Origin of the sequence: Mesorhizobium sp. WSM4983 (assembly GCF_029625765.1) — a bacterium.
GTDB lineage: Bacteria > Pseudomonadota > Alphaproteobacteria > Rhizobiales > Rhizobiaceae > Mesorhizobium.
This window is the reverse complement of record NZ_JARTVM010000004.1, coordinates 313,011-336,582: the sequence shown is the minus strand read 5'-3', so window position 1 is coordinate 336,582 and position 23,572 is coordinate 313,011. Positions and strand designations below refer to the sequence as shown.

General features: G+C 61.6%; 39 protein-coding genes and 1 pseudogene. 23 read left to right on the top strand and 17 right to left on the bottom strand.

Annotated elements, in window-relative coordinates; translation table 11 throughout:
• The first annotated feature begins 253 nt into the window (after nt 1-253).
• The 3 genes from P9254_RS15725 (at nt 254) to P9254_RS15715 (ending at nt 2,113) form a co-directional block, all read left to right on the top strand.
• Nucleotides 254-460, top strand: a complete 207-nt coding sequence (locus tag P9254_RS15725; RefSeq protein ID WP_442920319.1) for a hypothetical protein — start codon at nt 254-256, stop codon at nt 458-460.
• Between the two features lie 92 nt (nt 461-552).
• On the top strand, nt 553-1,005 hold the full coding sequence (locus P9254_RS15720) for a GFA family protein (RefSeq protein WP_067325159.1): 453 nt from the start codon (nt 553-555) through the stop codon (nt 1,003-1,005).
• Between the two features lie 562 nt (nt 1,006-1,567).
• Nucleotides 1,568-2,113 (top strand): hypothetical protein, encoded by a 546-nt coding sequence (locus tag P9254_RS15715; RefSeq protein ID WP_095824462.1) that lies wholly within the window; start codon nt 1,568-1,570, stop codon nt 2,111-2,113.
• Nucleotides 2,114-2,148: 35 nt separating this feature from the next.
• Here the strand turns inward: P9254_RS15715 and P9254_RS15710 are convergent, their stop codons facing one another.
• Nucleotides 2,149-2,418, bottom strand: coding sequence for a hypothetical protein (locus tag P9254_RS15710; protein ID WP_127246804.1), 270 nt, complete (start codon nt 2,416-2,418; stop codon nt 2,149-2,151).
• Between the two features lie 166 nt (nt 2,419-2,584).
• On the opposite strand from P9254_RS15710, the gene P9254_RS15705 reads away from it, so the two are divergent.
• Complete coding sequence (locus P9254_RS15705) at nt 2,585-2,776, top strand: hypothetical protein (protein WP_067325165.1); 192 nt, start codon at nt 2,585-2,587, stop codon at nt 2,774-2,776.
• A gap of 123 nt (nt 2,777-2,899) precedes the next feature.
• On the opposite strand, the gene msrA is transcribed toward P9254_RS15705, so the two are convergent.
• Nucleotides 2,900-3,418, bottom strand: coding sequence for a peptide-methionine (S)-S-oxide reductase MsrA (gene msrA, locus P9254_RS15700; protein WP_067325167.1), 519 nt, complete (start codon nt 3,416-3,418; stop codon nt 2,900-2,902).
• A 240-nt stretch (nt 3,419-3,658) separates the two neighbouring features.
• Nucleotides 3,659-3,910, bottom strand: coding sequence for a hypothetical protein (locus tag P9254_RS15695; RefSeq protein WP_278056885.1), 252 nt, complete (start codon nt 3,908-3,910; stop codon nt 3,659-3,661).
• A gap of 361 nt (nt 3,911-4,271) precedes the next feature.
• Here P9254_RS15695 and P9254_RS15690 point away from each other — a divergent pair, with 361 nt between their 5' ends.
• Nucleotides 4,272-4,406, top strand: coding sequence for a hypothetical protein (locus tag P9254_RS15690; RefSeq protein WP_278056884.1), 135 nt, complete (start codon nt 4,272-4,274; stop codon nt 4,404-4,406).
• Nucleotides 4,407-4,702: 296 nt separating this feature from the next.
• Here the strand turns inward: P9254_RS15690 and P9254_RS15685 are convergent, their stop codons facing one another.
• The 3 genes from P9254_RS15685 to P9254_RS15675 all read right to left on the bottom strand — a co-directional run bounded on the left by P9254_RS15685 (nt 4,703) and on the right by P9254_RS15675 (nt 6,156).
• Nucleotides 4,703-5,305, bottom strand: a complete 603-nt coding sequence (locus P9254_RS15685; protein ID WP_278103889.1) for a terminase large subunit domain-containing protein — start codon at nt 5,303-5,305, stop codon at nt 4,703-4,705.
• A 79-nt stretch (nt 5,306-5,384) separates the two neighbouring features.
• Complete coding sequence (locus P9254_RS15680; protein ID WP_278056882.1) at nt 5,385-5,777, bottom strand: hypothetical protein; 393 nt, start codon at nt 5,775-5,777, stop codon at nt 5,385-5,387.
• Nucleotides 5,770-6,156 (bottom strand): hypothetical protein, encoded by a 387-nt coding sequence (locus P9254_RS15675; RefSeq protein ID WP_278056881.1) that lies wholly within the window; start codon nt 6,154-6,156, stop codon nt 5,770-5,772. Before P9254_RS15675 ends, P9254_RS15680 begins: the two co-directional genes overlap by 8 nt.
• Nucleotides 6,157-6,505: 349 nt before the next feature.
• Here P9254_RS15675 and P9254_RS15670 point away from each other — a divergent pair, with 349 nt between their 5' ends.
• The 3 genes from P9254_RS15670 (at nt 6,506) to P9254_RS15665 (ending at nt 8,455) form a co-directional block, all read left to right on the top strand.
• Nucleotides 6,506-7,474, top strand: a complete 969-nt coding sequence (locus tag P9254_RS15670) for an IS1595 family transposase (protein WP_278056880.1) — start codon at nt 6,506-6,508, stop codon at nt 7,472-7,474.
• A 176-nt stretch (nt 7,475-7,650) separates the two neighbouring features.
• Nucleotides 7,651-7,884: a DUF4160 domain-containing protein gene (locus tag P9254_RS29085; RefSeq protein ID WP_442920318.1), complete on the top strand. Its 234-nt coding sequence runs from the start codon at nt 7,651-7,653 to the stop codon at nt 7,882-7,884.
• A 112-nt stretch (nt 7,885-7,996) separates the two neighbouring features.
• The gene (locus P9254_RS15665) at nt 7,997-8,455 is read left to right on the top strand and encodes a hypothetical protein (RefSeq protein WP_336619654.1); all 459 of its coding nucleotides are present in this window, start codon (nt 7,997-7,999) and stop codon (nt 8,453-8,455) included.
• On the opposite strand, the gene P9254_RS15660 is transcribed toward P9254_RS15665, so the two are convergent.
• Together P9254_RS15660 and P9254_RS15655 are read right to left on the bottom strand one after the other, a co-directional pair.
• Nucleotides 8,445-8,603 (bottom strand): hypothetical protein, encoded by a 159-nt coding sequence (locus P9254_RS15660; RefSeq protein WP_278056879.1) that lies wholly within the window; start codon nt 8,601-8,603, stop codon nt 8,445-8,447. The two genes, P9254_RS15665 and P9254_RS15660, sit on opposite strands and share 11 nt — an antisense overlap.
• Nucleotides 8,600-9,607 (bottom strand): hypothetical protein, encoded by a 1,008-nt coding sequence (locus P9254_RS15655; protein WP_278103888.1) that lies wholly within the window; start codon nt 9,605-9,607, stop codon nt 8,600-8,602. Before P9254_RS15655 ends, P9254_RS15660 begins: the two co-directional genes overlap by 4 nt.
• 217 nt (nt 9,608-9,824) lie before the next feature.
• On the opposite strand from P9254_RS15655, the gene P9254_RS15650 reads away from it, so the two are divergent.
• The 4 genes from P9254_RS15650 to P9254_RS15635 all read left to right on the top strand — a co-directional run bounded on the left by P9254_RS15650 (nt 9,825) and on the right by P9254_RS15635 (nt 11,638).
• Nucleotides 9,825-10,145, top strand: coding sequence for a hypothetical protein (locus tag P9254_RS15650; protein ID WP_278056102.1), 321 nt, complete (start codon nt 9,825-9,827; stop codon nt 10,143-10,145).
• Nucleotides 10,146-10,285: 140 nt separating this feature from the next.
• Nucleotides 10,286-10,831 (top strand): hypothetical protein, encoded by a 546-nt coding sequence (locus tag P9254_RS15645; RefSeq protein WP_095802599.1) that lies wholly within the window; start codon nt 10,286-10,288, stop codon nt 10,829-10,831.
• Between the two features lie 168 nt (nt 10,832-10,999).
• Complete coding sequence (locus P9254_RS15640) at nt 11,000-11,269, top strand: hypothetical protein (RefSeq protein ID WP_095778279.1); 270 nt, start codon at nt 11,000-11,002, stop codon at nt 11,267-11,269.
• A gap of 63 nt (nt 11,270-11,332) precedes the next feature.
• A complete protein-coding gene (locus P9254_RS15635) occupies nt 11,333-11,638 on the top strand; it encodes a hypothetical protein (protein ID WP_066999393.1) in 306 nt (101 codons plus the stop codon).
• Nucleotides 11,639-11,650: 12 nt separating this feature from the next.
• Here the strand turns inward: P9254_RS15635 and P9254_RS15630 are convergent.
• Both P9254_RS15630 and P9254_RS15625 read right to left on the bottom strand, forming a co-directional pair.
• Nucleotides 11,651-11,998, bottom strand: a pseudogene (locus P9254_RS15630) (DoxX family protein).
• A gap of 343 nt (nt 11,999-12,341) precedes the next feature.
• Nucleotides 12,342-13,097 (bottom strand): tryptophan 2,3-dioxygenase family protein, encoded by a 756-nt coding sequence (locus P9254_RS15625; protein ID WP_278056874.1) that lies wholly within the window; start codon nt 13,095-13,097, stop codon nt 12,342-12,344.
• A gap of 140 nt (nt 13,098-13,237) precedes the next feature.
• Here P9254_RS15625 and P9254_RS15620 point away from each other — a divergent pair, with 140 nt between their 5' ends.
• The 3 genes from P9254_RS15620 to P9254_RS15615 all read left to right on the top strand — a co-directional run bounded on the left by P9254_RS15620 (nt 13,238) and on the right by P9254_RS15615 (nt 14,382).
• Nucleotides 13,238-13,708: an Lrp/AsnC family transcriptional regulator gene (locus tag P9254_RS15620; RefSeq protein ID WP_067325198.1), complete on the top strand. Its 471-nt coding sequence runs from the start codon at nt 13,238-13,240 to the stop codon at nt 13,706-13,708.
• Between the two features lie 145 nt (nt 13,709-13,853).
• Complete coding sequence (locus tag P9254_RS29080; protein WP_197507481.1) at nt 13,854-14,045, top strand: BrnT family toxin; 192 nt, start codon at nt 13,854-13,856, stop codon at nt 14,043-14,045.
• The gene (locus P9254_RS15615; protein WP_278056872.1) at nt 14,029-14,382 is read left to right on the top strand and encodes a BrnA antitoxin family protein; all 354 of its coding nucleotides are present in this window, start codon (nt 14,029-14,031) and stop codon (nt 14,380-14,382) included. Before P9254_RS29080 ends, P9254_RS15615 begins: the two co-directional genes overlap by 17 nt.
• Before the next feature lie 367 nt (nt 14,383-14,749).
• Here the strand turns inward: P9254_RS15615 and P9254_RS15610 are convergent, their stop codons facing one another.
• The 3 genes from P9254_RS15610 to P9254_RS15600 form a co-directional block, all read right to left on the bottom strand.
• Nucleotides 14,750-15,109, bottom strand: a complete 360-nt coding sequence (locus tag P9254_RS15610; RefSeq protein ID WP_066999436.1) for an SPW repeat protein — start codon at nt 15,107-15,109, stop codon at nt 14,750-14,752.
• A gap of 211 nt (nt 15,110-15,320) precedes the next feature.
• The gene (locus P9254_RS15605) at nt 15,321-16,373 is read right to left on the bottom strand and encodes a sensor histidine kinase (RefSeq protein WP_095802604.1); all 1,053 of its coding nucleotides are present in this window, start codon (nt 16,371-16,373) and stop codon (nt 15,321-15,323) included.
• A gap of 38 nt (nt 16,374-16,411) precedes the next feature.
• The gene (locus P9254_RS15600) at nt 16,412-16,657 is read right to left on the bottom strand and encodes a hypothetical protein (protein WP_067325210.1); all 246 of its coding nucleotides are present in this window, start codon (nt 16,655-16,657) and stop codon (nt 16,412-16,414) included.
• A gap of 128 nt (nt 16,658-16,785) precedes the next feature.
• On the opposite strand from P9254_RS15600, the gene P9254_RS15595 reads away from it, so the two are divergent.
• Complete coding sequence (locus P9254_RS15595; RefSeq protein ID WP_278056869.1) at nt 16,786-17,265, top strand: hypothetical protein; 480 nt, start codon at nt 16,786-16,788, stop codon at nt 17,263-17,265.
• Nucleotides 17,266-17,276: 11 nt separating this feature from the next.
• Here the strand turns inward: P9254_RS15595 and P9254_RS15590 are convergent, their stop codons facing one another.
• Nucleotides 17,277-17,687 carry an HD domain-containing protein gene (locus tag P9254_RS15590; protein WP_067325217.1) on the bottom strand — a complete coding sequence of 137 codons (411 nt, stop codon included), beginning with the start codon at nt 17,685-17,687 and terminating at the stop codon, nt 17,277-17,279.
• A 219-nt stretch (nt 17,688-17,906) separates the two neighbouring features.
• Between P9254_RS15590 and P9254_RS15585 the strand changes: the two genes are divergently transcribed.
• From P9254_RS15585 to P9254_RS15565, 5 genes are all read left to right on the top strand, one after another.
• Nucleotides 17,907-18,110 carry a CsbD family protein gene (locus tag P9254_RS15585; protein WP_067325220.1) on the top strand — a complete coding sequence of 68 codons (204 nt, stop codon included), beginning with the start codon at nt 17,907-17,909 and terminating at the stop codon, nt 18,108-18,110.
• A 126-nt stretch (nt 18,111-18,236) separates the two neighbouring features.
• Nucleotides 18,237-18,422, top strand: coding sequence for a hypothetical protein (locus P9254_RS15580; RefSeq protein WP_067325223.1), 186 nt, complete (start codon nt 18,237-18,239; stop codon nt 18,420-18,422).
• Nucleotides 18,423-18,682: 260 nt separating this feature from the next.
• Complete coding sequence (locus P9254_RS15575; protein ID WP_067325226.1) at nt 18,683-18,880, top strand: hypothetical protein; 198 nt, start codon at nt 18,683-18,685, stop codon at nt 18,878-18,880.
• A gap of 102 nt (nt 18,881-18,982) precedes the next feature.
• Entirely contained in the window at nt 18,983-19,162 is a 180-nt protein-coding gene (locus P9254_RS15570) for a hypothetical protein (protein WP_082953924.1), read from the top strand.
• Nucleotides 19,163-19,478: 316 nt separating this feature from the next.
• Entirely contained in the window at nt 19,479-19,880 is a 402-nt protein-coding gene (locus tag P9254_RS15565; RefSeq protein WP_141247079.1) for a hypothetical protein, read from the top strand.
• Here the strand turns inward: P9254_RS15565 and P9254_RS15560 are convergent.
• The 3 genes from P9254_RS15560 to P9254_RS15550 form a co-directional block, all read right to left on the bottom strand.
• Nucleotides 19,776-20,777 (bottom strand): YihY/virulence factor BrkB family protein, encoded by a 1,002-nt coding sequence (locus P9254_RS15560; protein WP_278056866.1) that lies wholly within the window; start codon nt 20,775-20,777, stop codon nt 19,776-19,778. The genes P9254_RS15565 and P9254_RS15560 overlap by 105 nt on opposite strands.
• Before the next feature lie 32 nt (nt 20,778-20,809).
• A complete protein-coding gene (locus P9254_RS15555) occupies nt 20,810-21,910 on the bottom strand; it encodes a flavodoxin family protein (RefSeq protein WP_095801364.1) in 1,101 nt (366 codons plus the stop codon).
• A 343-nt stretch (nt 21,911-22,253) separates the two neighbouring features.
• Nucleotides 22,254-22,598, bottom strand: coding sequence for a hypothetical protein (locus P9254_RS15550; protein ID WP_067322626.1), 345 nt, complete (start codon nt 22,596-22,598; stop codon nt 22,254-22,256).
• 310 nt (nt 22,599-22,908) lie between these two features.
• On the opposite strand from P9254_RS15550, the gene P9254_RS15545 reads away from it, so the two are divergent.
• Nucleotides 22,909-23,067: a hypothetical protein gene (locus tag P9254_RS15545; RefSeq protein WP_278103887.1), complete on the top strand. Its 159-nt coding sequence runs from the start codon at nt 22,909-22,911 to the stop codon at nt 23,065-23,067.
• Nucleotides 23,068-23,266: 199 nt separating this feature from the next.
• Nucleotides 23,267-23,569 (top strand): DUF982 domain-containing protein, encoded by a 303-nt coding sequence (locus P9254_RS15540; RefSeq protein ID WP_095824503.1) that lies wholly within the window; start codon nt 23,267-23,269, stop codon nt 23,567-23,569.
• Nucleotides 23,570-23,572 lie beyond the last annotated feature (3 nt).

The following is a 23,572-nucleotide window of genomic DNA, read 5'->3' as shown; positions in this document are numbered from 1 at the left end:
GGGTTCTTACCGACGTCGCGCTGACGGTCGCTTCGTCGTCCGTCCGACCGCGACAAGGCCGGTTGCGCAGACATCCTCATCGGCGTCGTTTTGCTGTTCAAAAGCCTTGCGGTGTTCCGGCGGCGAGCCATATTCGTACCGCAAAAGCGATCACTGAAAGCTGGCGCCTCCATGAAACCTGACGACCGCCCTTGTAGCCGGCACGATATTATGGACTGCGGGCGCCGCCGATGCGCGGCCCGACACACGCGCCATGACTTGTGGCGAGACGCAGGCGCTGATCCAGCGCCGGCATGCCGCGGTGCTGACCACCGGGCCCAACACTTATGATCGTTTCGTGCGCCAATTCGGCAATGAGTGCGACTGGCCGGAAGTCCCGATGTCGGTCGCGGTTCCGACCCGTGACGGTCCATGCCGCGTCTACCGCTGCGAGGAACCGGTCTTCGACTTTCCCGGTTGAGCGACGTTCCGACCGCGCTGTGGAACAGTTGAGGCAGCATGCGAATTGTACCGGATGGTGACACCAATGTCCCGGCTGCAGGAGGAACGGCCATGTTCGACGATGTCATGCGTAGCGGCAGCTGCCTGTGCGGCGGTGTCCAGTTCCGGGTGACCGGCGAGCCGCTGAGGGTGGGACTTTGCCATTGCAAGGACTGCCGCAAGACCAGCGGATCGGCGTATCAGGCCTTTGCCATATGGCCGCGCCAGGCATTCGAAAGCGCGGGTATCACCAGCACTTATGGCGGGCGAAGCTTCTGTCCAACCTGCGGCAGCCGCTTGCCGTCGGTTCGCGAGGACGAGGCCGAGGTGATGATCGGCAGCCTGGATGTCGTACCGACCGAAGGGCTTGAGCCCAGCTACGAATTGTGGATCGGTCGGCGCGAGCAGTGGTTGCATCCTCTGCCCGAGGCGAGCCAATTCGAGCATGACAGGACCGTCGCTGAGTCGGCGGCCGATGATGCCGAGCCGGAGACCGTGCGCGAGCCGTATCGCAAATCAGCCTAAATGCTGAATGGCAGTAAGGCTTAAGTCGCAGAGCAAGGACGCATCGGTCCAGCGAGCCGGCGCCTATGCCCGTAAACGACCGGACGCTGACCGCGAGGGCCTTGTCTTCTTCTGGAAGTCGGGCATTTTCAACCAACGGTCGGTTTGCCGGCGCGGCAGCGGCCGCTAGCATCCCCGGCGCGGCGAAAACCTTTTGGAGGCCGCTTCGGCCGGCGCGGCTCAGGCAACACCAGCATTGCCGCGCCGGCCTTACAAGATGGACAGTATGTCCAGCCCAGGCGTTGCGTCCGGGCGAATACAACTTTTGATGCTGTTTAAGTTCGAAAGCTTCCTTCTCGCGTGAAGCACCGGCTTCATTTGCGACACGGAAATGAAAATTGTTTCGGCCAGAGAAAATTTTTCACGAAACGTATTTCCTGGATGATGCCAACTATGCGGCGTAGCTATGCAAGCAAGCGGCAGGCCCAATCATTTTCCTGCCTTGTACAAAAACTCACCTTTGTTTCTTTTTGATTTTAAGACATAGTACTGGCGAATCCTGAAACCGAACGGGGCGGTTTTCATGACACTGGCGCCTCAACGCAGCCGCAACCTGCATATGCGGTATCCACCGATCGACGGGTTTTGGACCTGGGACATCAAGCGCGACCGCATCTATGGGGACGCGAATCTGTCCGCTTATTTCGACCTGACGCTCGAGGAGTTCTCGCACGGCGCGCCGCTGGAGCGGTGCATGCAAAGCATAGAGCGGGACGATCGGCCGCGGGTTCGGCTGGCGATCCGCAAGGCGATCGAGCGCAGGTCAGGTTTCCGCGAGGTCTACAAGGTCCGCTCGGAAAAGATGGGGCTGCGCAAAATCCTTGCCGTCGGCCAGTGCTATGTCGATGACATGGGCGAGGCAGCGCTCTATCCCGGCTGGTTCATCGACCTGACGCAGGATGCCGCGGGCGAGGATCACTCGCTGCGCGAAATCCACGACCATGTCGAGCAGGCCAGGGAAATCGCGCAGTCGATCGAGGACGACATGCTTTCCTACCTGCTGGACAACATCGAGGAAGAGATCCTGCAAAGACTTGGCGAGAGATCGAGGAGGCGCAAATCGTCCTGAGGCGATCTTTGTCGGTTTCTCGGCCGGGTTCCGGGCTAGCTTCTGGGCGGAAGCCTGCCGCGCCTGCCGATCTCGGCCGTCACCATGCGCGCGAAATGCGAGTGGGGCGAGCGGCGCTCGATAAGCTTGGCTCGCTCGAGGGCAGCGTCGCCGTAGAATTCGATCAGCACGTTGGCGGCCTTGGCGGCATCGGCCTGCAGCCTGCCGAGATCGGCCTGTCCGCTCCCGCGCGCGGGCTCGCTCCTGGCAATCACGTCAAGCATGGCTTGCAGCTTGTCGGGAGTGCTGCCCTCGTCTTCATGCATATTCGCCATCCGATTGGGGGCGTAAAATATCGACATTTTCGCGCGATGTGCAACAGCTTCATTGATCGAGCGCAGGTGCAACCGGGCGCAGCCTGGCCGCGAGCGAGCCGACAACATTCGTACAAGTATAGTCAGCCAAACTTCCACGCAGACATTGGGGGCACCGATGGACCAGCCGAGCAAAATGGAAAACCTGCAGTTTGCGCAGGGGATCTTGCGCGAGCTTCGCCAGAAGGCTGAGGCCGACGGCGAAAAGCTTCTGACCTATCTCATCGACATGGCTTACCTTGAAGCCAGCGACCGCATCCGAGCCCATTGGATCGGCCATGAAAACGAGAACCGCCGGGCCAAGGGCTAAGGCCACTGTTCCAGCCGGAGCATGCCGGCGAGGTGCGGGCTTGCGCCCGAAACGCAAGAAAGCCCGCCATGCCTTTCGGCACGGCGGGCGGGATCCTGAATGAAGGGCTGCGCAGCCCTATTTTTATGATGCGGCGGCCTTTTCGCGGACGGGAAGCTTCCAGCCCGGCCGGACGAAATGGCAGGTGTAGCCGTTGGGATAGCGCTCCAGATAATCCTGATGTTCGGGTTCGGCCTGCCAGAAGGCACCGGCCGGAGCGAGCTCGGTGACGACCTTGCCCGGCCAGAGACCCGAGGCGTCGACATCGGCGATGGTGTCTTCGGCCACCCGCTTCTGCTCGTCGCTGGTATAGAAGATCGCCGAGCGGTAGCTCATGCCGACATCGTTGCCCTGACGGTTCCGGGTCGTCGGATCGTGGATCTGGAAGAAGAACTCGAGCAGCGTGCGGAAACTGGTCTTGGTCGGATCGAAGACGATCTCGATCGCCTCGGCATGGGTGCCGTGATTGCGGTAGGTTGCGTTCGGCACGTCGCCGCCGCTGTAGCCGACACGGGTGGAGATCACGCCGGGCAAGCGGCGGATCAGATCCTGCATGCCCCAGAAGCAGCCGCCGGCAAGGACCGCGCGTTCGGAAGAAGCCATGTCAAACCTCCTTGGATTTCTCCATAAGTGGGGATTGTGGCCCGCTTCTTCCAGCGGCTCAAGCGCCTGGAAAAGGGCGCCTGGAAAAGGGCGCCTGGAAAAGGGCGCCTGAAAAAGGCGACGGGAAAGGCGCCTGGAAAAGGGCGACTGGCAGGGAAACTAACCGAACCACGGTGCCTCAGTCTGCGCCGATTGCTCGCCGGTCGGGCAAACCGGCGAGCCTCGGGCTGAGCGCCAGCTTCACTTGGGCCCTTTATCGCCCCTGCCGTTGTCGCCTCCGCCATTGTTGCCCCGGCCGGGATTCCCCCGGTCATGGCCATGGCTTTCACCACCGAGGCAATTGGCGTCGCCGACCCCGCAGCAGCGGCCGGCCCACAGCTTGTTGGTCGGCGTGTTGTCGCATTCGTAGATCTGCTGGCCGGCCATCGCGGATCCACCCAGGGTGGATAAGGCCAGGGCGGCAAGAAGTGCATTGCGAAGGATTGCAGGCATCGAAAATCTCCATGGATACACGGGTGTTCATTTGCACCGATGCGTCGCATGGCGACGCGAATTGGTTCATCGCGATTGGCAGAATTCTTGCCGGCCGGTGTCGCCAATGCTCGGGACTGATCGGCACGGCTCCCATTCCGCGCCGCTCATTCTTCTGGTGCGGGCCTGAAGCGCCGCACCAGCACCTCGAACACGATGTCCGAAAGGCGGCGATAATTTCCGCGCGCTGCTCGGGCGAATAGTGCCCGGCATCTTCGATGGTCATGAAGGTCACGTGTCGGGACATATTAGTCTCGTCGTAATTATCTGCCCCAACCAACTATTGTCGTTGATAATACTGTTCATCAATGCGAAGTTCCTGATGAAACGGGCGAGATACATGATCCGCATTGCAATCGTCGTGGCCATTGCCGCGAGCGCCTCAGCCTGCCAGTCGAACGTGCCCTATGACACGAGCAAGCAGACCTGCGGGATGCACGAGTTCAGGGGGTTTTAACGCAAAGTTTGTATCCCGGACACACCGAACAAAGTATGCAATGTCTGGTACAATCCAATTACTCGTGACGAAAGGATATGGTGCCAACCGCTAACCCGGAAAGCGACCGACCCTAAGGCTCGCGCCAGGCAGCTTGCGGGCAGCAAATATCCCTGATCAGATTTCATCCGTATTTTTTGGCTCCAATTCCTCGCCCCACGAACGTGGGGAGAGGTGGCGCGGCGGAAGCTGCGACGGAGCGGGGGCAGCGCCGGCTGTCGATGCAAGAGCGGAAAGCTACTCGTAAGCTTGTCGCCCTACGAAGACCCCCTCTCCGGCCGCTGCGCGGCCACCCCGCCTTGCGGGGGCGAGGAACCCAAGCCCTGAACCGCCTCCGCCGACAAAAACCGCAGCACCACATCCGACATCCCGAGCAGCGGTGTGAAAGTCACGATGGTTATCCCGCCCGTCGCATTGGTGCGGGTCAGACCCTCGGAATAAATGTCCAGCGGCGGCTCCTCGTCGAACCAGACACCGTGCAGCGTCTCGCCCTGCCATTTCTCGCGGCCTTTTTCGTAGGACTTGAAGGAGAGCACGCTTTCGCCCGCCTGCACATCACCGCCACCGCCCCAGCGCACGACGACGCTGTCCAGCGCTCCAGGGGCGCCGCGGCCCATCGTCGTTTCGGCAATGGCGTCGGCCGGGATCATGCCGGTGCCCCATTCCGCCTGTCGCTGCGGCGGGCCGACCAGCACACGCTGCGGATTGTCGCGCGTGCCCTCGCCGGTGACGCCGGCGGCCCAGAGCCGGACGGGCGTGTCGAACACCTTGCCCCTCCACCAGTCCGGATAGCGGCCGGTGAGGTGCATGGCCCATTCGGCGCCCCCTGCCCTGGTCTTGCCGAGCTGGTTACCGGCCATGAACAGGCGCTCGCGGTTTTTTGCCCCCGCCGCGTGGAACTCGGACTGCCTTTGGTACGGCCTGTAGGCAGCAAGAAGGTTACGTTGACGGCGTCGGTCCATCTCCTCGAGCAGCGCCAAATAGGTCGCTATCATCGAGGAACGGCCGCAGCCTCGCTTCGAGGCAGCGGATGCGGCTGCGGATCTCCTCATCGCTCAACTGGCCCAGACTGTTTTGGTTCGCATCGAGACCCTGCGAGAACTCTTTGGGCAGCATCGTCAGTACGACCTTCAGATACTGGTCGGGCTTTTCCGCCCTGACCGCGGCGATGACGCCGGCGCCATGGGCGCGGAAATCAGCGCGCAGCGCCGCGGCGAAATCGTCGCCCAGCGTCTTGTTCGAGCGCCCGGCGATCGGCGCGGCGGCCGGCTCAGCCTTCGCTCCAGCGGTTCGGGCGCCGGCGCGCCGCGCCTTGCCTGCGCCGTCAGCCATTGGCGGCTGCAGCGGCCGCCGACGTTCCGGCGGAACGTAGCGCACGCGCCCTGGCGGCCTTGCGCGCCGGCTTCTTGCGCGGCTTGGCGCGGGCGACCTTCGGCGCGGAGGGCTGATCGACTTGTCCGGAAAACGGCTCCGTTCGTTTCAGCTTCGCCGCGGCGGCTCTCATGGCCGACGGATCGAGACCCTGGCGCGGAAAGCCGAAGCCGGCGATCGCGTCGACCGGACCGCCGCGCACCATGCCGATGCGCACACCCGGCGCGACTGCCTCGACGCGGCTTGTGCGGGGCGGCTCGCCGAACGATGCGAACTCGCCGATGGCGCTGACGATTTCGGCGCCGTCGTCGCCGGTGATGATGGTGGCATAGCGTGGCATGCAGAGCTTCCGCAGATTGGATTCAACTAAAAAGGTCGAGTTCCCGCCCCGCCTGTCCTGCCGGACATCTCGCCCGCAAGGGGGACCATCGATCCCCTTCTTGCGGGGGATATGGCTGGCACGCCACAGGAGGATGCTGTCCCGTCGCCTCGCCAACTGGCGAAGCCCCCAAGGTGAGGAGCCACAAAAAAACCCGCCGGCTGGCGGGTCGTTGGCGCAAATCAGCACCATGGATAAAATCATAGCAGAGCTGCCCTCACCTGACAAGGCTCTTAGGTAAATTTTCCTAATTATATACTTGACAAAGTACGGGCGATTTCATAGATTTGCGGCATAGGGGAACGCCGCCATGCAACTCACTCACCCGATCTTCACCGACGCCGAAGCCGCCCGCGAGCACCTTGAGGCGCAGCGCTGGCCGCATGGCCCAAACTGCCCGCATTGCGGCAATGCTCGCGCCGACCGCATTACGAAGATGGAAGGCAAGGCTCACCGTGCTGGCCTGTACAATTGCCTGGAATGCCGCGAACAATTCACCGTCACTGTAGGCACCGTGTTCGAGCGCTCCAAAATCCCGCTCAATAAGTGGCTTCTGGCGACGTTCCTCATGGCTTCGTCTAAGAAGGGCATGTCGGCGCACCAGCTGCACCGTATGCTTGGCGTCACATACAAGACCGCTTGGTTTATGGCTCACCGCATTCGCGAAGCCATGGCCGAAGACGTTAACTCGTCCGGCCCGCTTGGCGGCGAAGGCAAGACCATCGAAGCCGATGAGACCTACATAGGCAAGCGCGACGTTCACTACGTCTCCCCGCAGCGTAAGGGCCGTCCCTTCCTCAAGAAAGGCAAGAGCGGCGGCGCTCAGAAGCGCACCATCGTTGCATTGGTCGAGCGTGGCGGCTCTGTCCGTTCCTTCCATGTCCAGCATGCTACTAAGGCCACGGTGCGTGATATCCTGGTCCGCAATGCCGACCGTAAATCGACGCTCTACACTGACGAGAGCAACCTCTACCCGATCACCGGCCTAGAGTTCGCCAAGCACGACACCGTGAAGCATTCCGCGAAGGAATATGCTCGCGGCGAAGTCCACACCAACACGATTGAGAACGTGTTTTCCGTGTTCAAGCGCGGCATGGTCGGCGTCTACCAGCATTGCGGCGAAGCGCATTTGCACCGCTACCTTGCCGAGTTCGATTTCCGTTATAATCGCCGCGCCGCGCTCCAGATCACCGACACCGAGCGCCACGACCAGTTGCTTGCCAAGATCGAAGGGAAGCGCCTTACCTATCGGCGGATTGGTGAAGCCGGTATCGCCTAAAGAGAAGGCGAAAGCGCTTCTCAGAATGCGAAAAAAGCGCTAAACGCCAATGAATTAACCGCAAACGCGGTGTTAACGCTTTTCGTTTATCGATATCAGGCATATGCAATGGTTGCACAAATTATCTTGCACACAGCGCAACCATTGCACTATCTTATCCGTTGTCGGAGGGCAGGATGCCAACTGTCCACCGCATAGGAGCACACAAGATACAGCTTTACCCCGGCGACCATGCGCCACCACATTTCCACGTTCGGGCGGGCGGTTGCTGTTCGTATGTCGTGAGTTTGGAAACGCTTGAGATCACAAGGGGTAAGGCGTGCGGAAGCCATTCCGAAATCATTGCTTGGGCCGCGCAGAATATGGCGCTGCTGATGCAGAAATGGAGTGAATTAAATGAGCGCGATTAGGGGAGAATTTGACGCTAGGCCTATGCCGCGCATCGGTTCGGTGCGCGCCATAGGAGAGTCACGTGTGCAAGTTGAGTGGGCTAAGGGTGGGCGATCCGGCAGGACGGAGATCGTGGATCTTGCGCCGCTCGTAATGCAGTACAAGCTGTATGCCCCCATTCGAAACGAGGATGCTTTCTCTAAGGTCGTCGTCGGAGAAGACGGCGAGACCCTAGAATGGGAGGATGGCGCAATCGATATGCCCGCGACTCACGTCGAGGATTTGGCACAAGAGCAGATGACGGGGGAAGAGTTCACGCTCTTCCTTGAGCGCAATTGCTTGACTCGACAAGCCGCAGCTGCGGAACTGGGTAGGAGTTTGCGCGCAATCCAAAGTTACGTGACATACAAAGAACCCATACCTCGTGTGGTCGCATTGGCATGTAAGGGGTTCGAGGCCAGGAAGCGCGGCCCATTGCTTTTAGCAACCTTCCAACCTCATTGCGAATGGGAAGTGTCGGCGCAAGCCGCAGAGCAACCCGCCAATGACTGCTACCCGGTCCTAGGGTCTTATCAAAAAGTCACTTGGTAGGACGCGTTTTCTTGGGTTTAGAGGGCGGCGGCGCTTTGTCGCCGCCTTTTTTTGTTTGATCGGCATGGGCCTTGGGCGGCGTCTTCAGCATCCGCTTCAGCGTCTCGTTGAAGCGCTTTTCGTCTGTCTTGGTATGATCAGGCTTCATGCCGCCGCATCCCCTTCCTTGGGTTTGCTGAGGGCTATTACAGCGCCTTCTGGCGCGTCCACACCAAGGATGGTTCGCCCATTCGCCTTCATATCCTTGACGATCTCGTAGACCGTGATCGCGCTCGACCTAAAGAGCATGTCCGCGCCGATCTCATCTAGAGTGTCGCGCGGGTGCATCAACGGGTTGCGGTCAAGGTCGCGCATCCTGTCAATCATCTGGACAACCTTTTTGGCCGGCTTTTTGTCGGCACTGCCTTCTGCAAGATCCTTGGCGGCGGTAACATAGTCGTTCCAGGAGTTCATTTTCTTGGTCACGCCGAACGCGCGAAGATACCCATCGATAGCTAGCTCCAGACCGCGAAGAGCATGAAACCCGCAAGCGGTCGGGAGGCCAAACGCGAGGCAGCGTCCCGCATCATCGAACTCTACAGCCGCCTCAAATGGGATGCTGGCTCTGATTTCGGCGGGTAATGTCTTGGACGCTGACGATACCAAGTCTGATGTTTTGTAGAGCGAAATCTGGCCGACAGAATAAACATCTACCTCGGCGCATTCTGCCGCAAAGACGCTTCTGAATGTGTCGATCTTTGTTCGTATCGCGCTTAGTTGCCAGCTATGGAAGTCTTTATCAAAATTATCAGTCGAGAACGTCGGCGGGGAATCGCTCCCATCCATCAAATTTGCGTCTATCCATCCAGCAATAGTGCTCGACAAATCTCGCGCGACAGTTTTGCTTGTAGAGAAGCCGTTGTCGTCATTGGCAAAATCATACAGAGATTTGGATAGGCCAGACGTTGAAACCCAAACCAGTCCGCCCTTGACTGTCCCTTCAGAGGACAAGTTACGCTTCGCTACGTGAAGCTCTTCTGCCAATTCAAAGTACTCAATCAGATTTACGCGTTTCACCCTGCCGCACCCCGTTTGGTTTGCGGCTTTATAGCACCTCTGGTTGATTCTCAAAAACGTGCCGGCCTGTCCCGGCTTTCTTACCGAATCAGTCATACTTTGTCACGTATATATGTTGTAAATTTTCCTAGCTGCTTGTCTGCAGCCTTGCCGGGAAGCGACTTTCGCTCGCGCACCGATAAATTGTGGCCCAGGTCTGAAAGTTCCAGAAATTTTTTCTCGGAACCACCTCCGGGCCGAGGGGTTCCACCCTTAGTCGCGACGCGACAGACTCCCGAACAGAGAAACGATCTCGCACAAGAAGGAGAAGATCATGCTCATAAAGATTCTTGCGGCATCGGCTCTGACCATCGGTCTGGCTACGGCTGCGATGGCTCAGAATTCAACGGGCGGTACCGCCGACACGGCGGGCAGCGGCCAGAGCATCACGGTGGACCCCACCACGCCTGCCAATCCGTCGCCCGATCAGATGGCGCCCGATACAGGCACGACGGGCAGCATCACCACGGACGGCATGAATTCGAACGCCGATCGGAATTGCCCCGCCACGCCGCAGGGCGCCCAGCCGGATGCAACTCACACGTCGCCTGGCACGGCATCGCCGTCGGTCAACGATAATCATTGCGGCAAGTAGTAACGAGACGCGGCAGTTTCGTCGCGCGAGGGCCGTGGAGTTGCGCTCCACGGCCCCTTTGCTTGGAAGGGAACCATGGCGGACGTGAGCCGTTGCAAGGTCGGGCGTGAGCCGTTGCAGAGTTCAGCAAGGAGAGACCCATGGCAGACGATGAAACCAACCAGGGTAAGGACACGAACGCAGCAGCCGCGCGCAACGGCAGCTCGACGTCCCAGGGCGGCGGCACAGAGCGGAGCAATCCGAGCCGCAGCAGCGCTGCCCGCAGCGGCAGCGCTTCGCGCACCAGCGCCAGATCTTCAGCCGCTTCGGAAGCGGCGATGAGGAAGCAGATCGCCGAATTGAAGCGCGAGGTGAGCCGGCTCAACCGCGCGCTTGCCGATCAGGCCGAGGAAGCCGCCAGTGCGACGCAAGGGTGGTACCAGAGCGCGGCCGACCGGGCCTCCGGCCTCTACAGCGGCGCGGCCGACCGAGCTTCTGAATTCTACGGCGGCGCGAGCGATCGCGCCTCACGCGCGGCAAGGCAGTTGCGAAGCCAGGCGCAGAGCGTTTCCGAAACCGTTCAGCAGAATCCCGGCACCGTTTCCACTGCCATGGTTCTCGGCGGCCTCGTCGGCTTGCTGATCGGCATGGCGATGGCGCGCAACTCGGACGCAGACCACGACTGGGCTCGCCCCTGGACCCGCTAGAGCACGACGGCCGCCCCAGCGCAGGCCGCGGAAGGAGGCCGGGCCCAGAGCCCGGCCTTTCCATAGCGGCGGGTTGGTGTGCCCGGTTGTCGTTGGTGTGCCCGGTTGGGCTGGTCATTAGCCGGACCTTATGGAATCATTCCCCAAGAGGAATCGCGGAGAGCGGGCATGGACAAATCCGCCATGGCATCGGTCTTTCGGATGCGGCATGCGCCAGCAGGTATTTCAGGCGTTCGCAGTCTTGGCCGAGGCCAGGCGGATCCGGTCTTCCATTCGCGCCCGCTTGGCGAAGCCATCCGCTTCATCGCCGAAGCCGACGGCCAATATGACCTGAGCGCCGTGGCCATCTCCTATGGAGATCGCTCGACCCCGCCGCTGGGCGCCCGCGAGATCAAGCAGCTCTGGGCCGAATACGGCGTGCGCCTGATGGAGGCCTAAGGCGGTCCCGGATCGGAAACGCCGCTCATGCGTTTTCAAGCGAGGTCAATGGGAGGAAGCGCCATGAACGTCGCCAATCTGCAACTCGAGGGCCTGCTGATGGCCGTCGCGGCAATCAACCATACTCTGGTGCGCAAGGGGGTGCTGACGGTCGAGGAGATCGACATCGCGCTGCGCAAGGCCGAGGCCGTCGAGACAGGCGAGGACCGGTCCGAGGCGATTTCGGCGTCGAACCGCGATGCGATTAACTTCCCGATCCGCCTGCTCGAGCTCGCCAACCAATGCCAGCCGGAAGCGGACATGCCTTCCTTCTCCAAGCTGGCGCGCATGGTCGGGCAGATGAAGGAACCCTACAACGATCAGATGTGAGGTGGCGGCGCCTCACGCCCGGCCCGGCCAACCCTGCCGGACGGCGAGCAACTTGCCCGGCCCATGCACGGCGGCGAAGAACAGGCCGGCGAGGAAAGTGAAATGGTCGACGAAGAAGCCGAACTCGGCCTGGTTGCCGGCCCAGTGCGACGGGCCGTGGAATGAAAAGCCGAGGAAGATCACATAAAGCGCCGCGACCAGCGCCGCCGGCGTGAAGAAGGCGCCGGTGAGGAAGGCGATCACCAAAAGCACCTCAAGGATCGCCGCGCACTAGGCGAGAAACAGCGGGAACGGAAAGCCGGCGGCGGCGATGTAGCCGGCGGTGGCGCCCATATCCATGAACTTGAAGGTCACGGCCATCGCGAAGACGGCGGCGAAGATCAGGCGAGCGATGAGAATGGCGGCGGTCTGCCAGGCCGATTGCGTTTCCAAAGTTTGTCCCTCCGGTTCGAAGCTGTTGATGCCCCAAGGACGGAGGAAGGGCAATGATTCCGACAGGGGCCGGAATTTTTGCTTCACTTGTTTCCTCACCCCCACTGCAGGCCGAGGAGAGTCGCCGCGCAGCGGCCGGAGAGGCGCCGGCGACGCCGGGAGGAAGCGCCAGACGGCGAGCCCACAGCCAAGCCCGGCGCTCAACGAGGGCGCTCTCCCTCGCGGCTACGCCGCGCCACCTCTCCCCTGTTCGCGCGGGGCGAGGAAAGGCTCAGCCCGCCTTCGCCTGCGGCGGGTGGCTGATCGAGTCGCGCACGGTGCCGTAGGCCGCACCCCAGCGGTCGGTCATGTCGCAGCGTATGTCCCAGAGCTCGGGGAAGAAGCGGTGGCGGGCGCCGCCTTCCAGGATCTCCACCGGGCGGCCCTTCAGCGACTTGGCTCCGAGACCGATCGAGCGGTGGATGAGATAGAGGTGGTTGGCGCGGAATTTCTGGAACAGCTCGTCGAACTCGATCAGCGCCTCGGCCACGACATAAGCATCGCCATGGTCGTAGTGAGCGTCGTAGACGTCCTCGACGGAAAGCCCGCGGCCGTCGAGATAGGAATGCTTGAAGGCCCGCCAGAGGTCCGGCGGCAGGCGCAGGATAAGCTTGAAGCCTGGCGATTCCTGGCCGCTGCCATTACCGAGCTCGAGGCGGATCTGCTGGTACTCCTTGGGCGACATCGTCTCCAGCAGATCGAGCTGCGCCGTCATCATGCGAACCAGCCGGTGCACGCGGCCCATCAGCGTGACGATGCGGTGCGTGTCCTGCCTCTCCAGATAGTCGAGTACGTCGACCAGCGTGTAGGCGATGAGCTTCATCCACAATTCCTCGACCTGGTGCACGATCTGGAACTGCAGCTCGTCGGCATTGACCATTTGCGAGAGCGGCTTCTGGCAGGCGAGCAGCTGGTCGCATTTGAGATAGACGCCGTAGTCGCGCATTTCGGGCGCCTCGATGCGGGCGTGATAGTCCGACTTGTCCATGGTTCATCCTCCTCGCGCGGGCATGTTCGGCAGGCAGCCAAGGATAGCGCTTCCGGCTTGAACATTGTTCCTTTCTGTTATCCAAACGGCGTAAATTGGAGTACGATTACCGTCCATTGCCGCGACATTGGAGAACGATCATGCTTGATGCACTTGACCGCAAGATAGTGTCAGCACTCGAGCGCGACGCGCGCATCTCCTTCGGCGAGCTGGCCGAAGAGGTGGGACTGAGCAAGACGCCGTGCTGGAAACGGGTGAAGGCGCTCGAGGCTCAAGGCATCATCCGCAGCTATTCCACCCGCATCGATCCGGCAGCGATCGGCTTTGACATCGAGGCCTTCATCCAGGTGTCGATCGACTTCGAGGTGTCGGACGCCTTCGAGGCGGCGGTGAGGAAGCACCCGCTGATCCGCCGCTGCTACGCCACGACCGGCGAGGCCGACTATCTGTTGCAGATCGTCACCGTCGACATGCGGGCGCTGGACAGAATGCTGCGCGAGGAGCTCAGCCGGCTGCCCGGCGTGCGCCGCACCGTCACCTCGATGGCGATGCGTGAGATCAAGGGCGACATCTCGTTCGCCGATGCAGCGGCGCATGCGCTAAGGGAATGACTACAAGAATATTTGCAATCAAAGAGTAATTTCGGTATATACCTTAATTGTCGAGACGGGCGGGGGCGATGCGTTTCGAATGGGATGCCGCAAAGGCTAAGATCAATAAGGCCAAGCACGGCATCGATTTCGAGCTCGCTCCGGAATTCGATTCGCCAACGCGGTCGTCGCCATCGACGACAGCACGGACTATGGCGAGGAACGCCTGGTCGCCACCGGGATCATCGGCCTGTCAGTCTGTGTGATGGTCTATGTCGAGCGCAGCGAAACGATCCGGGTGATTTCGCTGCGACGGGCCACGAAGAAGGAGATCGAGAGTTATGTCGAAAACATCTAGTCGTTCCCGCTCCGCGCTCGTGCACCGGGAAGCAATCCCGCCGAAGCGCACCCGAGAGGAAGCCCTCGCCATCGCCCGGGCCGCGCTTTCGCGCATGTCCGAACAGGAAGATGCGGCGATCAGGGCGGCGGCGTTGGCGGACCCGGATGCGCAACCTGCGGAAACATTGCCGCGCCGCAAGCCGGGCCGCCCGCGCGCCGAAGTCAAGAAAGTGGCCGTTTCGCTGAAGCTCGACCCCGATGTGGTCAGCGCTTACCGCGCCCAAGGTCCCGGCTGGCAGACTCGGATGAACTACGATCTGCGCAAGGCCGCGAAACTAAAGCGCCACGCTCTCTAGATTGCCCTGGCAGGTTGGCGGTGCTCAGGTCAGTCTGAAGCAGGCCGGCCGGCTCGGGCTGCCGCAGCGGCTTTTCCTTCTCGGCGTCGGCCTTGCGCTTCGGGCACGCCTCGAACTCGTGATCGCGGCCGCCGCAATAGGAGCAGCATTTGGCAGGCTGATCGGGATGGAGCATCGGTGCCATTCCCAAGAATGCACGAAAAGGTTTCCGGTTGCAGCAATTGCGTGAGGTCGCAACCGTTGCTCAGCCCCGTGCCCCGATTGGTCTTCCATGCAGTTCCGGCCGGAAAACCGGCTGCACGCTTTTCCTGGAATTGTCTTTTCAAAGGAGCTCGCCGCTTGCGCGGCGGGCTCCCTTAATCACCGCTCACGCATGCGCGTGGGGATGACGGACGTCCCAGACGGCCCAGGCAGATGCCGCGACCACGAGCACGCCAAGGATGACGTGCGTGAGCATCACGTTCCTGTCCGCCGCGAAGCCCAGCAGCCAGGGCGACACGATCAGCCAGAGCCCGAGCACGAGATTTACCCATTCCTCCCATTCGGCGAACACCGAAAGCGTCGCGAGCGCCAGCGCACCGAGCAGGACGCCAACAATCCAGGCGTTCCACGCGGGCATCATTGCCGCGGTGAATCCGATGACCCAGGGTGAGATGAACAGGCAGATCGCGAGGACCAGGATAACCCAGTCCTTGCTCTTCCTTTCTTCCATCAGTTTGCTTGCCATGACAACCTCCATCGATGAAGCCAGACCAAAGCAACTGCAATCGCGTGCAATGCGCACGCTATGTTACATGATGTAATACATTTTTACGGAGCGACAAGGGAACCTTCCGCGGCAGCCGTATTGCGCGCCGTGGCGGCCCGCTCAAGCTCCCGCTGGATCGGGCCGGGCCGTCCCTTTTACGGGAAAGCCCTTCGAGGTGGGGAACGGACTGTCATCCGTAGAAGTCGCTTCCGCTCTCGGCGCCGAGCTGCGGCATGACAATGGCCTCTAGCGGTGCCGTCAGCGACCATTTCAACGCACCGGACGAGCGCTCGAGACTGGAGGAGCCGCTGAGGGATTGCGGCGCCACCCGCTGCAGCACCACGGTGCCAAAACCCTTGCGCGCCGTCTCGTCCGGCTCGCCATTGGCATGGCCATTCGACCTCTCCTGCCAGACAAGGTGAAAGTGGCGCTGCGCCTTCGGGCCGGTCTCGACCGTCCAGGTGATCTCGACATGCCCGCCCTCGCCTGCCAACGCGCCATATTTCGACGAGTTGGTGCCAAGCTCGTGGAAGGCCATGCCGAGATTCTGCACGGCATTCGACTGCAGCGTCAAAAGCGGGCCGGAAAGCGAGATGCGCTCCTCATGACCAAACGGTTTCAGATGTTCCTGGATCAGGTCGAAGAGACTGGCGCCTGCCCATTCCGAGGTGACCAGCAGATCGTGCGAGCGCGACAGCGCCATGATCCGGGCCCGGATCATCTCCTCGAACTCGCTGGGGCTGGCAGAACGCTTGTTGGTTTCCCTGACCATCGACAGGATCACCGCGAACTGGTTCTTCACACGGTGGTTGACCTCGCGCATCAGGAGCCGGATGCGGCGCTCATTTTCCCTTGCGGCGGTGATGTCGCGCGCGATCGTGGAGGCGCCGACGATCTCGCCCGCAAGGCTCCTGATCGGCGACACCGTTACCGAAACGGCAACGAGCGAGCCGTCCTTGCGCTTTCGCATCGTGTCGAGATTTGCCACGCCCTCGCCCCGGCGGATGCGGCTGATGATGTCGGTCTCCTCGTCGTGCATATGCTCGGGGATAAGGAGCAGCATCGATTGGCCGATGGCTTCTTCCGCGCTGTAGCCGAACATGCGTTCTGCCGCGCGGTTCCAGTCGGTGATGGTGCTGTTCAGATCCTTGCCGATGATGGCATCGAAGGACGAATCGACAATGGCGGCCAGACGCGCATTGGCGCTGGCATCTTCAAATTCCCTGCCCCCGGATGTCACCATGGGCATTAGTTAGCGCGGCCGAATCTCATAGCAAGCGGCTAAGCCTTGGAGGGGTCAGGATTTTCGCCATTCCCCTTTGCTGGATCCAGCACGCCGAAATCCTGCGACTTCATGCCGGTCTCGGCTGTCAGGAAACCTTCGGATGCGAGGCCCCTTCGCAGAAGCTCGCGCACGGCGGCCGAGCGGCTCGGCATGCGTTTCTCGAAGCGCCAGTTCTCGACTGCCGCCAGTTCCTCTTCCGTCAACATGATCTGCAGCCTTTGCGGCCGCTCCAATTCAACCACCCTAGCCTCCCGCAGGTCATGACACGAATGAGTATGTCACTCACTGCCAGTAAAAGTAGGATTCGGCTCAAAAGACGTCAAGGTCATGCGAGACAACAAAGGCGGGGGACGCTGGCGGTGCTAACGATATGGCTACACCGCATTTGCCGGTCTATGCTAACTTGTTGATTTTTTTACAGATTTTCCATTTTTTAGTTGCCAACCGAGCGACGTCGGCGCATTATGGCCGGCAGAGGGATGAACCGCCGCGAAAGGAGGTTTTTCCGATGTTACGAGGATTTTCCGACCGGTTGCGCAACGACGCTCACCACAAGGTCCAGCGGGCTTTGCGGGAAAACGGCATCGTCAACATCATCCAATTGTCGGAAGAAATCAGGCTGATGAATCTCGGCGAGAACATTGCCCGCGAGGATATCGAGACTCTGGTGATGCAGGTGGCTCAGCTCTATGGCGGGGCCATCGAATTCGACGAAGAGGCGCTGACGGCGCTCGACCTGCCCGACGCCTGCCCGGCTGACAGCCGCAACGACCTCGAAAAGGCGTTGCGAGAACGCTCGCTCCTTTCACCCGAGTCGGCGGATCTGCTGCAGGTGAGCGACAAGGGCTAGAGCAATTCCAGTCACTCGCTGGTCAACTCGTCGAGCAGGCGCAGTCCGTTCTCGTACTTCTCGGGGTCGATGCCCGCCTGGTGCGCCTGCCAGAGATTGTCCTTGAGGTCCGCCTGCTTGACAGGCAGCGCAAGCTCGTTGGACGCCGCACGGCAGACAAAGTCGTGCTCGCTTTCGTCCATTCTTTTCGTCAGCGCGTCGACGGCGGCGACGACCGGAAAGCCGAAGCCCTCGGCCTCGAGCCGATCGAGCGTCCACCCCTCGCCTTTCTCGACCACGTCGTGCAGGTAGGCGACGGTTTTCTCGTCAAGCGTTTCGACCGCATCGGCGACGCGTCTCAGATGTTCGATAAAGGGACGGCCGGTCTTGTCTTTCTGGCCGCGATGGGCCTCTTCGGCGATCTTCGCTGCCTGGTAAAGCATGATCTCCTCGATCTATTGGAAGCCCGCCCCAACGGGACAACGAGACGGGCAGGATTGGGTCCCGACCCGGTCCGCCGGCACGCCTTGCAGGGGACGGCGCGCCATACTGCGGCAGAACATGAGCAGCGTTCAAATGTTCCCTCGTGTCCGGCCGAAAAACAGGAACCCGCGGCCCGCGCAGTCGTTAGCATTTACGCAAACACAAAGGAGGTCTGCACCATGGATTGGAACCGCGTCGAAGGTAACTGGAAGCAGGTCAAGGGCAAGGTGAAGGAACAGTGGGGCAAGCTCACCGATGACGACCTCGACCGCATCGCCGGCAACCGCGAGCAGCTCGAAGGCAAGATCCAAGAGCGCTACGGCATCGAGAAGGATCGCATCCGCCGCGACATCGACGACTGGGCGAATCGCCAGGGCTGGTAAGATCCGCCGCCGGATGAAATGAGCCCGCAGCCCCGATCGGGGCTGCGGCGTCGAAAGCCAGAAATTTTGATTTCAGAACAGGGACGTTATATTAGTTGACTAAGCGATTCGCGGCACGGTGAACCGATGGCCAAGAAGAAATCGAGACCGGCCTTGTCCGTTATCGCCGCAGCCTCGCGATCGGAGGCTTCCGAAGCGATTTATTTTGCCCGCAAATGCGGCCTTACCCCCGATGAAGCCCTGCGGATAATGCGCGAGGCGCTCGTGACCGTGGGGCCTAAGCCTTCCGGCGCCGGAAAGCGGAAGCGCTAGGCGCCATCGCCTCGGGCGATCGGATACGATCTTTCTCAAACCCGCAGCGGACTTCGGCCAGGATCACAAGTGCTGTGCTCGGCGGCAAAGCCCGGGGTTCCAAACCGCTCCGTCCGTGACGCGAGAAGGTTCCGCTTGATGGCAGGGTGACACAACATGTGACCCCGCCGCCAGCGCTTATCCGCAACTCCCAAACCCAGGCCAGCGTTTGTAAGCGCGGACCACGCTTTCACTTTCACCTGTCATCGGGAGGGAGAGCTATGGTTTTTCCGGGTTTCCTCGACCCCGAGGATTTGGTCATCCTCGCAGCCGCTCTCGACGACTACTGCCGCACATTTCGCATACCGTCGGACAGTGAGGAGCGGCTTCATGCGGCAAGGCACGCGCTGATTTTGTTTGAGAACGGCTGCCGCGATCCGGTCGAATTGAGTGAAAAGCTCAAGGCCAAACGCAAGTAGCGCAAGCCGGCGCGAACTTTAGGTTCGCCGGCGCCCTGCCTCTTGCCGCCAAAATGAAACATACGGCCACCTCGAAAGTTCTTGTCTGAGAGGAGGCGCGCCATGGTTGGAAATGATGGAAAGCAGGTGCAGCAAACGGAGGCCGATGTCCAAATGCTCGCCCACCGGTTGGCAAAGGACGCGGACATTTCGGAAAACGATGCCCGCGAGTTGATCAAGCTAATCGGAACCGACTGGCCTTCGCTGCTGCGCGAAGCCCGGTTCCTCAAAAGCCGACACTGATGCTGCTTGCCGGCCAGGCGTCCCGCGATTCTTTGCGAGCTGCTTCAGCGCCTTGAGAAAAATCGGAGCCGCCAGATCGCATTTGTATTTGGACGGTCCATTGGTCTGGATGACGATCTCAGCCTGCCTCAGGGTCAGGCCGTGCTTTTGGGCGAATTCGAGCGGTTGATAGGCCTGCTCCCAACCTGGCCCTGTCTTTGGCATCGTGACGACTTCCTCCCGCGATTGATACGTGAGGCAACGCATTCGGCCGGACAAGGTTTCAACGGCTCGCACACAGCGGCGAAACCGCTGCCAAGCGCCTGGCACTGGGTGCATGGAACTTCGGTTGCCGCTGATTGTTGCACCTGAAAGGCGGGCCGGGATGACCATATCGTCGCTGCATCTGCTCAAGGGCATAGGCTATTCGATCTCAACGGTAAGCGTGATGCTGCTGGCGATCGTCAGTTGGGAGCACGTTTCGCAAAATCCGTTGCTGATTGCCTGCCTGCTGGGCGGCGCCGCCACCTCGATCATCGGGATGTTCTGCCGCTGGCTTTCCTACGAAGTCGAAAAGCGTCAGCAGGAGCGACAGGCAGAGAACGGCCAACTCTCGAACCGGCGGCCAGCAGCGTCACCCCTGCCGCCAGCGCCGGAACTCCGAGACCAGCACCGTGATCAGGCTGCTGAGGACGATCCATCTGACGACCTCGCCGTCCGGCACGCCCGGTTGCGGTGACCTGCCTGACCTTGACGTTTCGTCGCTGGCCGCCACCACGGGCGCGAGATCCTGCCGGCTGCCGCTCCGCACCGAATAGGCGCGGGTGATCTCGGCACCGAAGAGGAAAATCTGTGCCGAATAGTAAACCCAGACCAGCACGACCATCAGCGCGCCGGCAGCGCCATAGGACGTGCCGATGGCGCTGGTGCCGATGTACCAGCCGATCAGCGACTTGCCGATGGTGAAGAGCAGCGCGGTGACGATGGAACCGACGCCGACGTCGCGCCATTTGAGCCTGCGGTCCGGCAGGACCTTGTAGATCGCCGCGAAGAGCAGCGCGATCAGCACGAAGGAGACGATCGTGTTGATCGCGCTCACGATCAGCTCGCCGAACGGCAGGTGCTGGTTGATGACCTCACTCAGCGCCGAGATCGCCGTGCTTGCGGCGAGCGACACCAGAAGCATGAAGCCAAGAGCTGCCACCAGCCCGAGGCTTGCCGCCCTCGCCCGCACCAGGCGCGAAAGGGAAACGCCGCTGGGCTTGACCTTCCATATCTCGTTCAACGACTGCTGCATCTCTCCGAAGACGCCGGAGGCGGCGACAAGCAGCGTGATCAGCCCGATGAGGGTGGCCAGCGTGCTGGACCCGCGATGCGCGGCGGTCTCGATCACCGCCGTGAGGAGTTCGGCGCTCTGCGGGCCCATCACCCCCGCGAACTCAGCCGAAAGCGCGAGCTGCGCGGCGTCGTTGCCGATGACGACGCCCGCGATCGCTACCACGATCAGAAGGATCGGCGCCAGCGAGGTCGTGGCGTAGAAGGCCATCGCCGCGCCATGGCTCAGCGCATTGTCGTTGACATAGCCGGTGATGCTCTCTTTCAGCACAACCCAGGCTTCCTGGAACCAGCGCTGCATCTTCCTTCCCGTCGGCTGCTTCTCCTCGTCGGCTATTTGGGGCGCGGATCCTCGAGCCCGGCTCCGATGGTCTGGAACGAACCCGCGCGACGCTTCTCGACGGCTTCGGCGAGCGCCAGCGCGGCATTGCGGACTTCCGTCTGCACGGCATGGTCGGCGTCGAGCTCGTCATGGCTCGTCGCATAGGGCTTCCAGTAGCCAATGTAGCGGTCGAGCTCGGCAGCCTCGCCCACCGGATCGAGCTTCATCGAGCGCAGCCAGTCGGCGAGGCTGTGGCGCACCCTTCCGGCACCTTCGGTGTCGCCATGCACGATTACGGAGAACAGCCGGCCGGCGAGATGGCGCGGATAGTCCCAGCCGGCAAGCTCGACCTTCTTGGCGAGCGCGGCATCCTTGCCCTGCGTCAGCGAAGGATCGGGATTGCCGCCGTCGGCGCAGACAAGCCGGTCCATCATCAGCTTCACCGGCGAGGAGGAATGGTACCAGTTGACCGGCGTGACGATCATGACGCCATGCGCCTCGACCCAGAGCGGATAGATGTCGTTCATCCAGTCACTGACCTGCCCGAGCGAATGATTGGGGTAGCAGGAACACGGCCAATGGCAGAGCGCGGCCGCCGTCGAGAAGCACGCCTTGCAGGGAAAGATCCTGCGGCCGTATTCGGAGGCGAGCCGCGCAAGGTCGAGAACCTCGATCGCGAAGCCCGGTCTTGCTGCAATGGCGCTGCGCGCCAACTCGACAAGGCGGAAGGTCTTCGACATTTCGCCCGGGCACGTGTGCTCGCTGCGCGAGGAGCCGTTTATGAGCAGGATGCGGGACGGCGCGGTCTTGTCCTCGTACCGGCGCTGTGCCGCTTCGACCGCTTCGTGCGCGGCGAACCAGTCGACGGAGAGATCATAGTCCGGATCGTGGAAGCCCTGTCCCGCCTTTCTGGTGATCGGTGCCTTGCGTTCTTCGCTGTAGGCCTGCCAGGCGATCTCGGCCAGCCTGCCAATGGCATCCGCCTCCGGCTGAAAGGCCGGATCGTAGAATTGTCTCAGATAGCGTGCCTTGAATTCGCTTTCGCCAAGACGCGGGCTCGGCATGCCTTTGCGCGGCTTAGGGCTCTTGCTGAAATCTGTGCTGTTTGCCATGCGCCCACGCCCGAGTTGGGCGGGCCGGGTGGGACAAGAGCTCGTCTGCCTTTTCGTTGGCCAGGGTGTGAAGCCGGAGAAACCAAACCCTGTTCTCTTTACCACCAGGTCCGGCTGACGCGGCCCGCTGAGGACAATTCGGCGCGGGCCCGATGGTTCCGTGCTTCGGAGCCGAGAAGATAAGGCACCGAGGCAGGCCGTGCCGGGCCCGCGGCCGGCAAAAAACCGCCCCGGATGGGAGAACCGGGGCGGCAATTGTGGGAAGCAGTTCGGGTATCCGGGAACTGCACAGTCAGTAACTCGCCCGCGCGGGAAAAGTTTCCCGCCAGACCGATCATGCGTTCTACTTCGACGGCTGCGGCGGGACCTCGCCCGGCTTGATCACCGGCATCTGGCTGGTGTCGGCCGGCGGAGCGGTAGCGTTCTTGTCGCCCGTGGGGGGAGGCTTCAGCACACCGTCGCAAGGCGCCAGGCTGGCGGTCAGGTTGTTGGACTGATCATTGGCCTGCGCTTTCGGGGCCTGCGCTTTCGGCTGCTCGCCGGTCTGATTAGGGGTCGCGCTGGCGTCCGGTTTGACCTGGCAATCCTCGATCTGCGGATTCTCCAGCTGGGTCTGGGCCGCGGCAGTCGTTCCCGACATTTGGCCCGACATCAGGACAATGGCGAAGCCAAGAAGTGCTTTCTTCATTGGATCCTCCTTATGGATTCGGCAACCGCCGACGATCGGGGAGAGCCGTTCGCCTTGGCAGGCCGACGTCGACTCTGGCCCCGCTCGCCGTGTTTGCCACCGGGTGGCGGTGGGGCACCGGGGCATTCGTCATCCTCTTCTCGAGAGACAACGCTATCGGAGAGACAACGCATGCCGGCCGAAAAGGTTGGCTTTCGGTAGAGGCTGCGGTCTCGGCAGGGCGTGGCGCACGTACATCAAAGTTAAATGCGCGAATGCTGCCGGAGTGCTAGTCGCTCGCAGCTTGGGGGCACTCTACGAGGAGAGTCCCATGGAAATTCGAGATCTGATCGGCACACTGTCCAGGTCATTTCTGCGCCAGGGTGCCCGGCGTCCGTGGCCGATCCAGTCTTTGCGCGCCGGCGTGCCGCTCAGGCCGCGTCCGCGCCCGCCGTACCGCCCGCAGCCGAGCCGGCCGGCGAGCAATTAGCTTGCCGCTTATTCAGCGCCTGCCTGTGCAACCGGTCGGCGGCATCCTCGTTATGACGATCCAAAAACATGTGGTGGCAACGATGAGACCCTTTCGGACCAACAATCATCTTTTCATTCTGGCGGCAGCGGCGGTGACCGCGGCGCCCTTCGCGGGCCTCGCCTGGCGGGCTCAACAGTGGCTTGGATGGTGACCGGGGATGAGTAGATTCCTGCCGCTCACCATCCGCTTCGTCACTGGCGGCTCAATGGTGGTTTCGTCGATCGCCGACGCAAGGAAGGCCTTGGACGGAGCCTGGAAGAACAAGGAAGCGCCCGACTATTTGGCGGCGGCGCGGCTGGTGGACGACGCCATGGCGGGCATCTGCCGTCCGGCGGTCGCCTTCGACGCTTTCAAGCAGGCCGCCGCCCGGCAGGGCCTGCTGAGGACGGCCGACCCGAGCGCGGCACTCTCGATGCTCGACTCGCTGTGGTCTGGCGACGACCAAGGGCCGCCGCGCTGACGC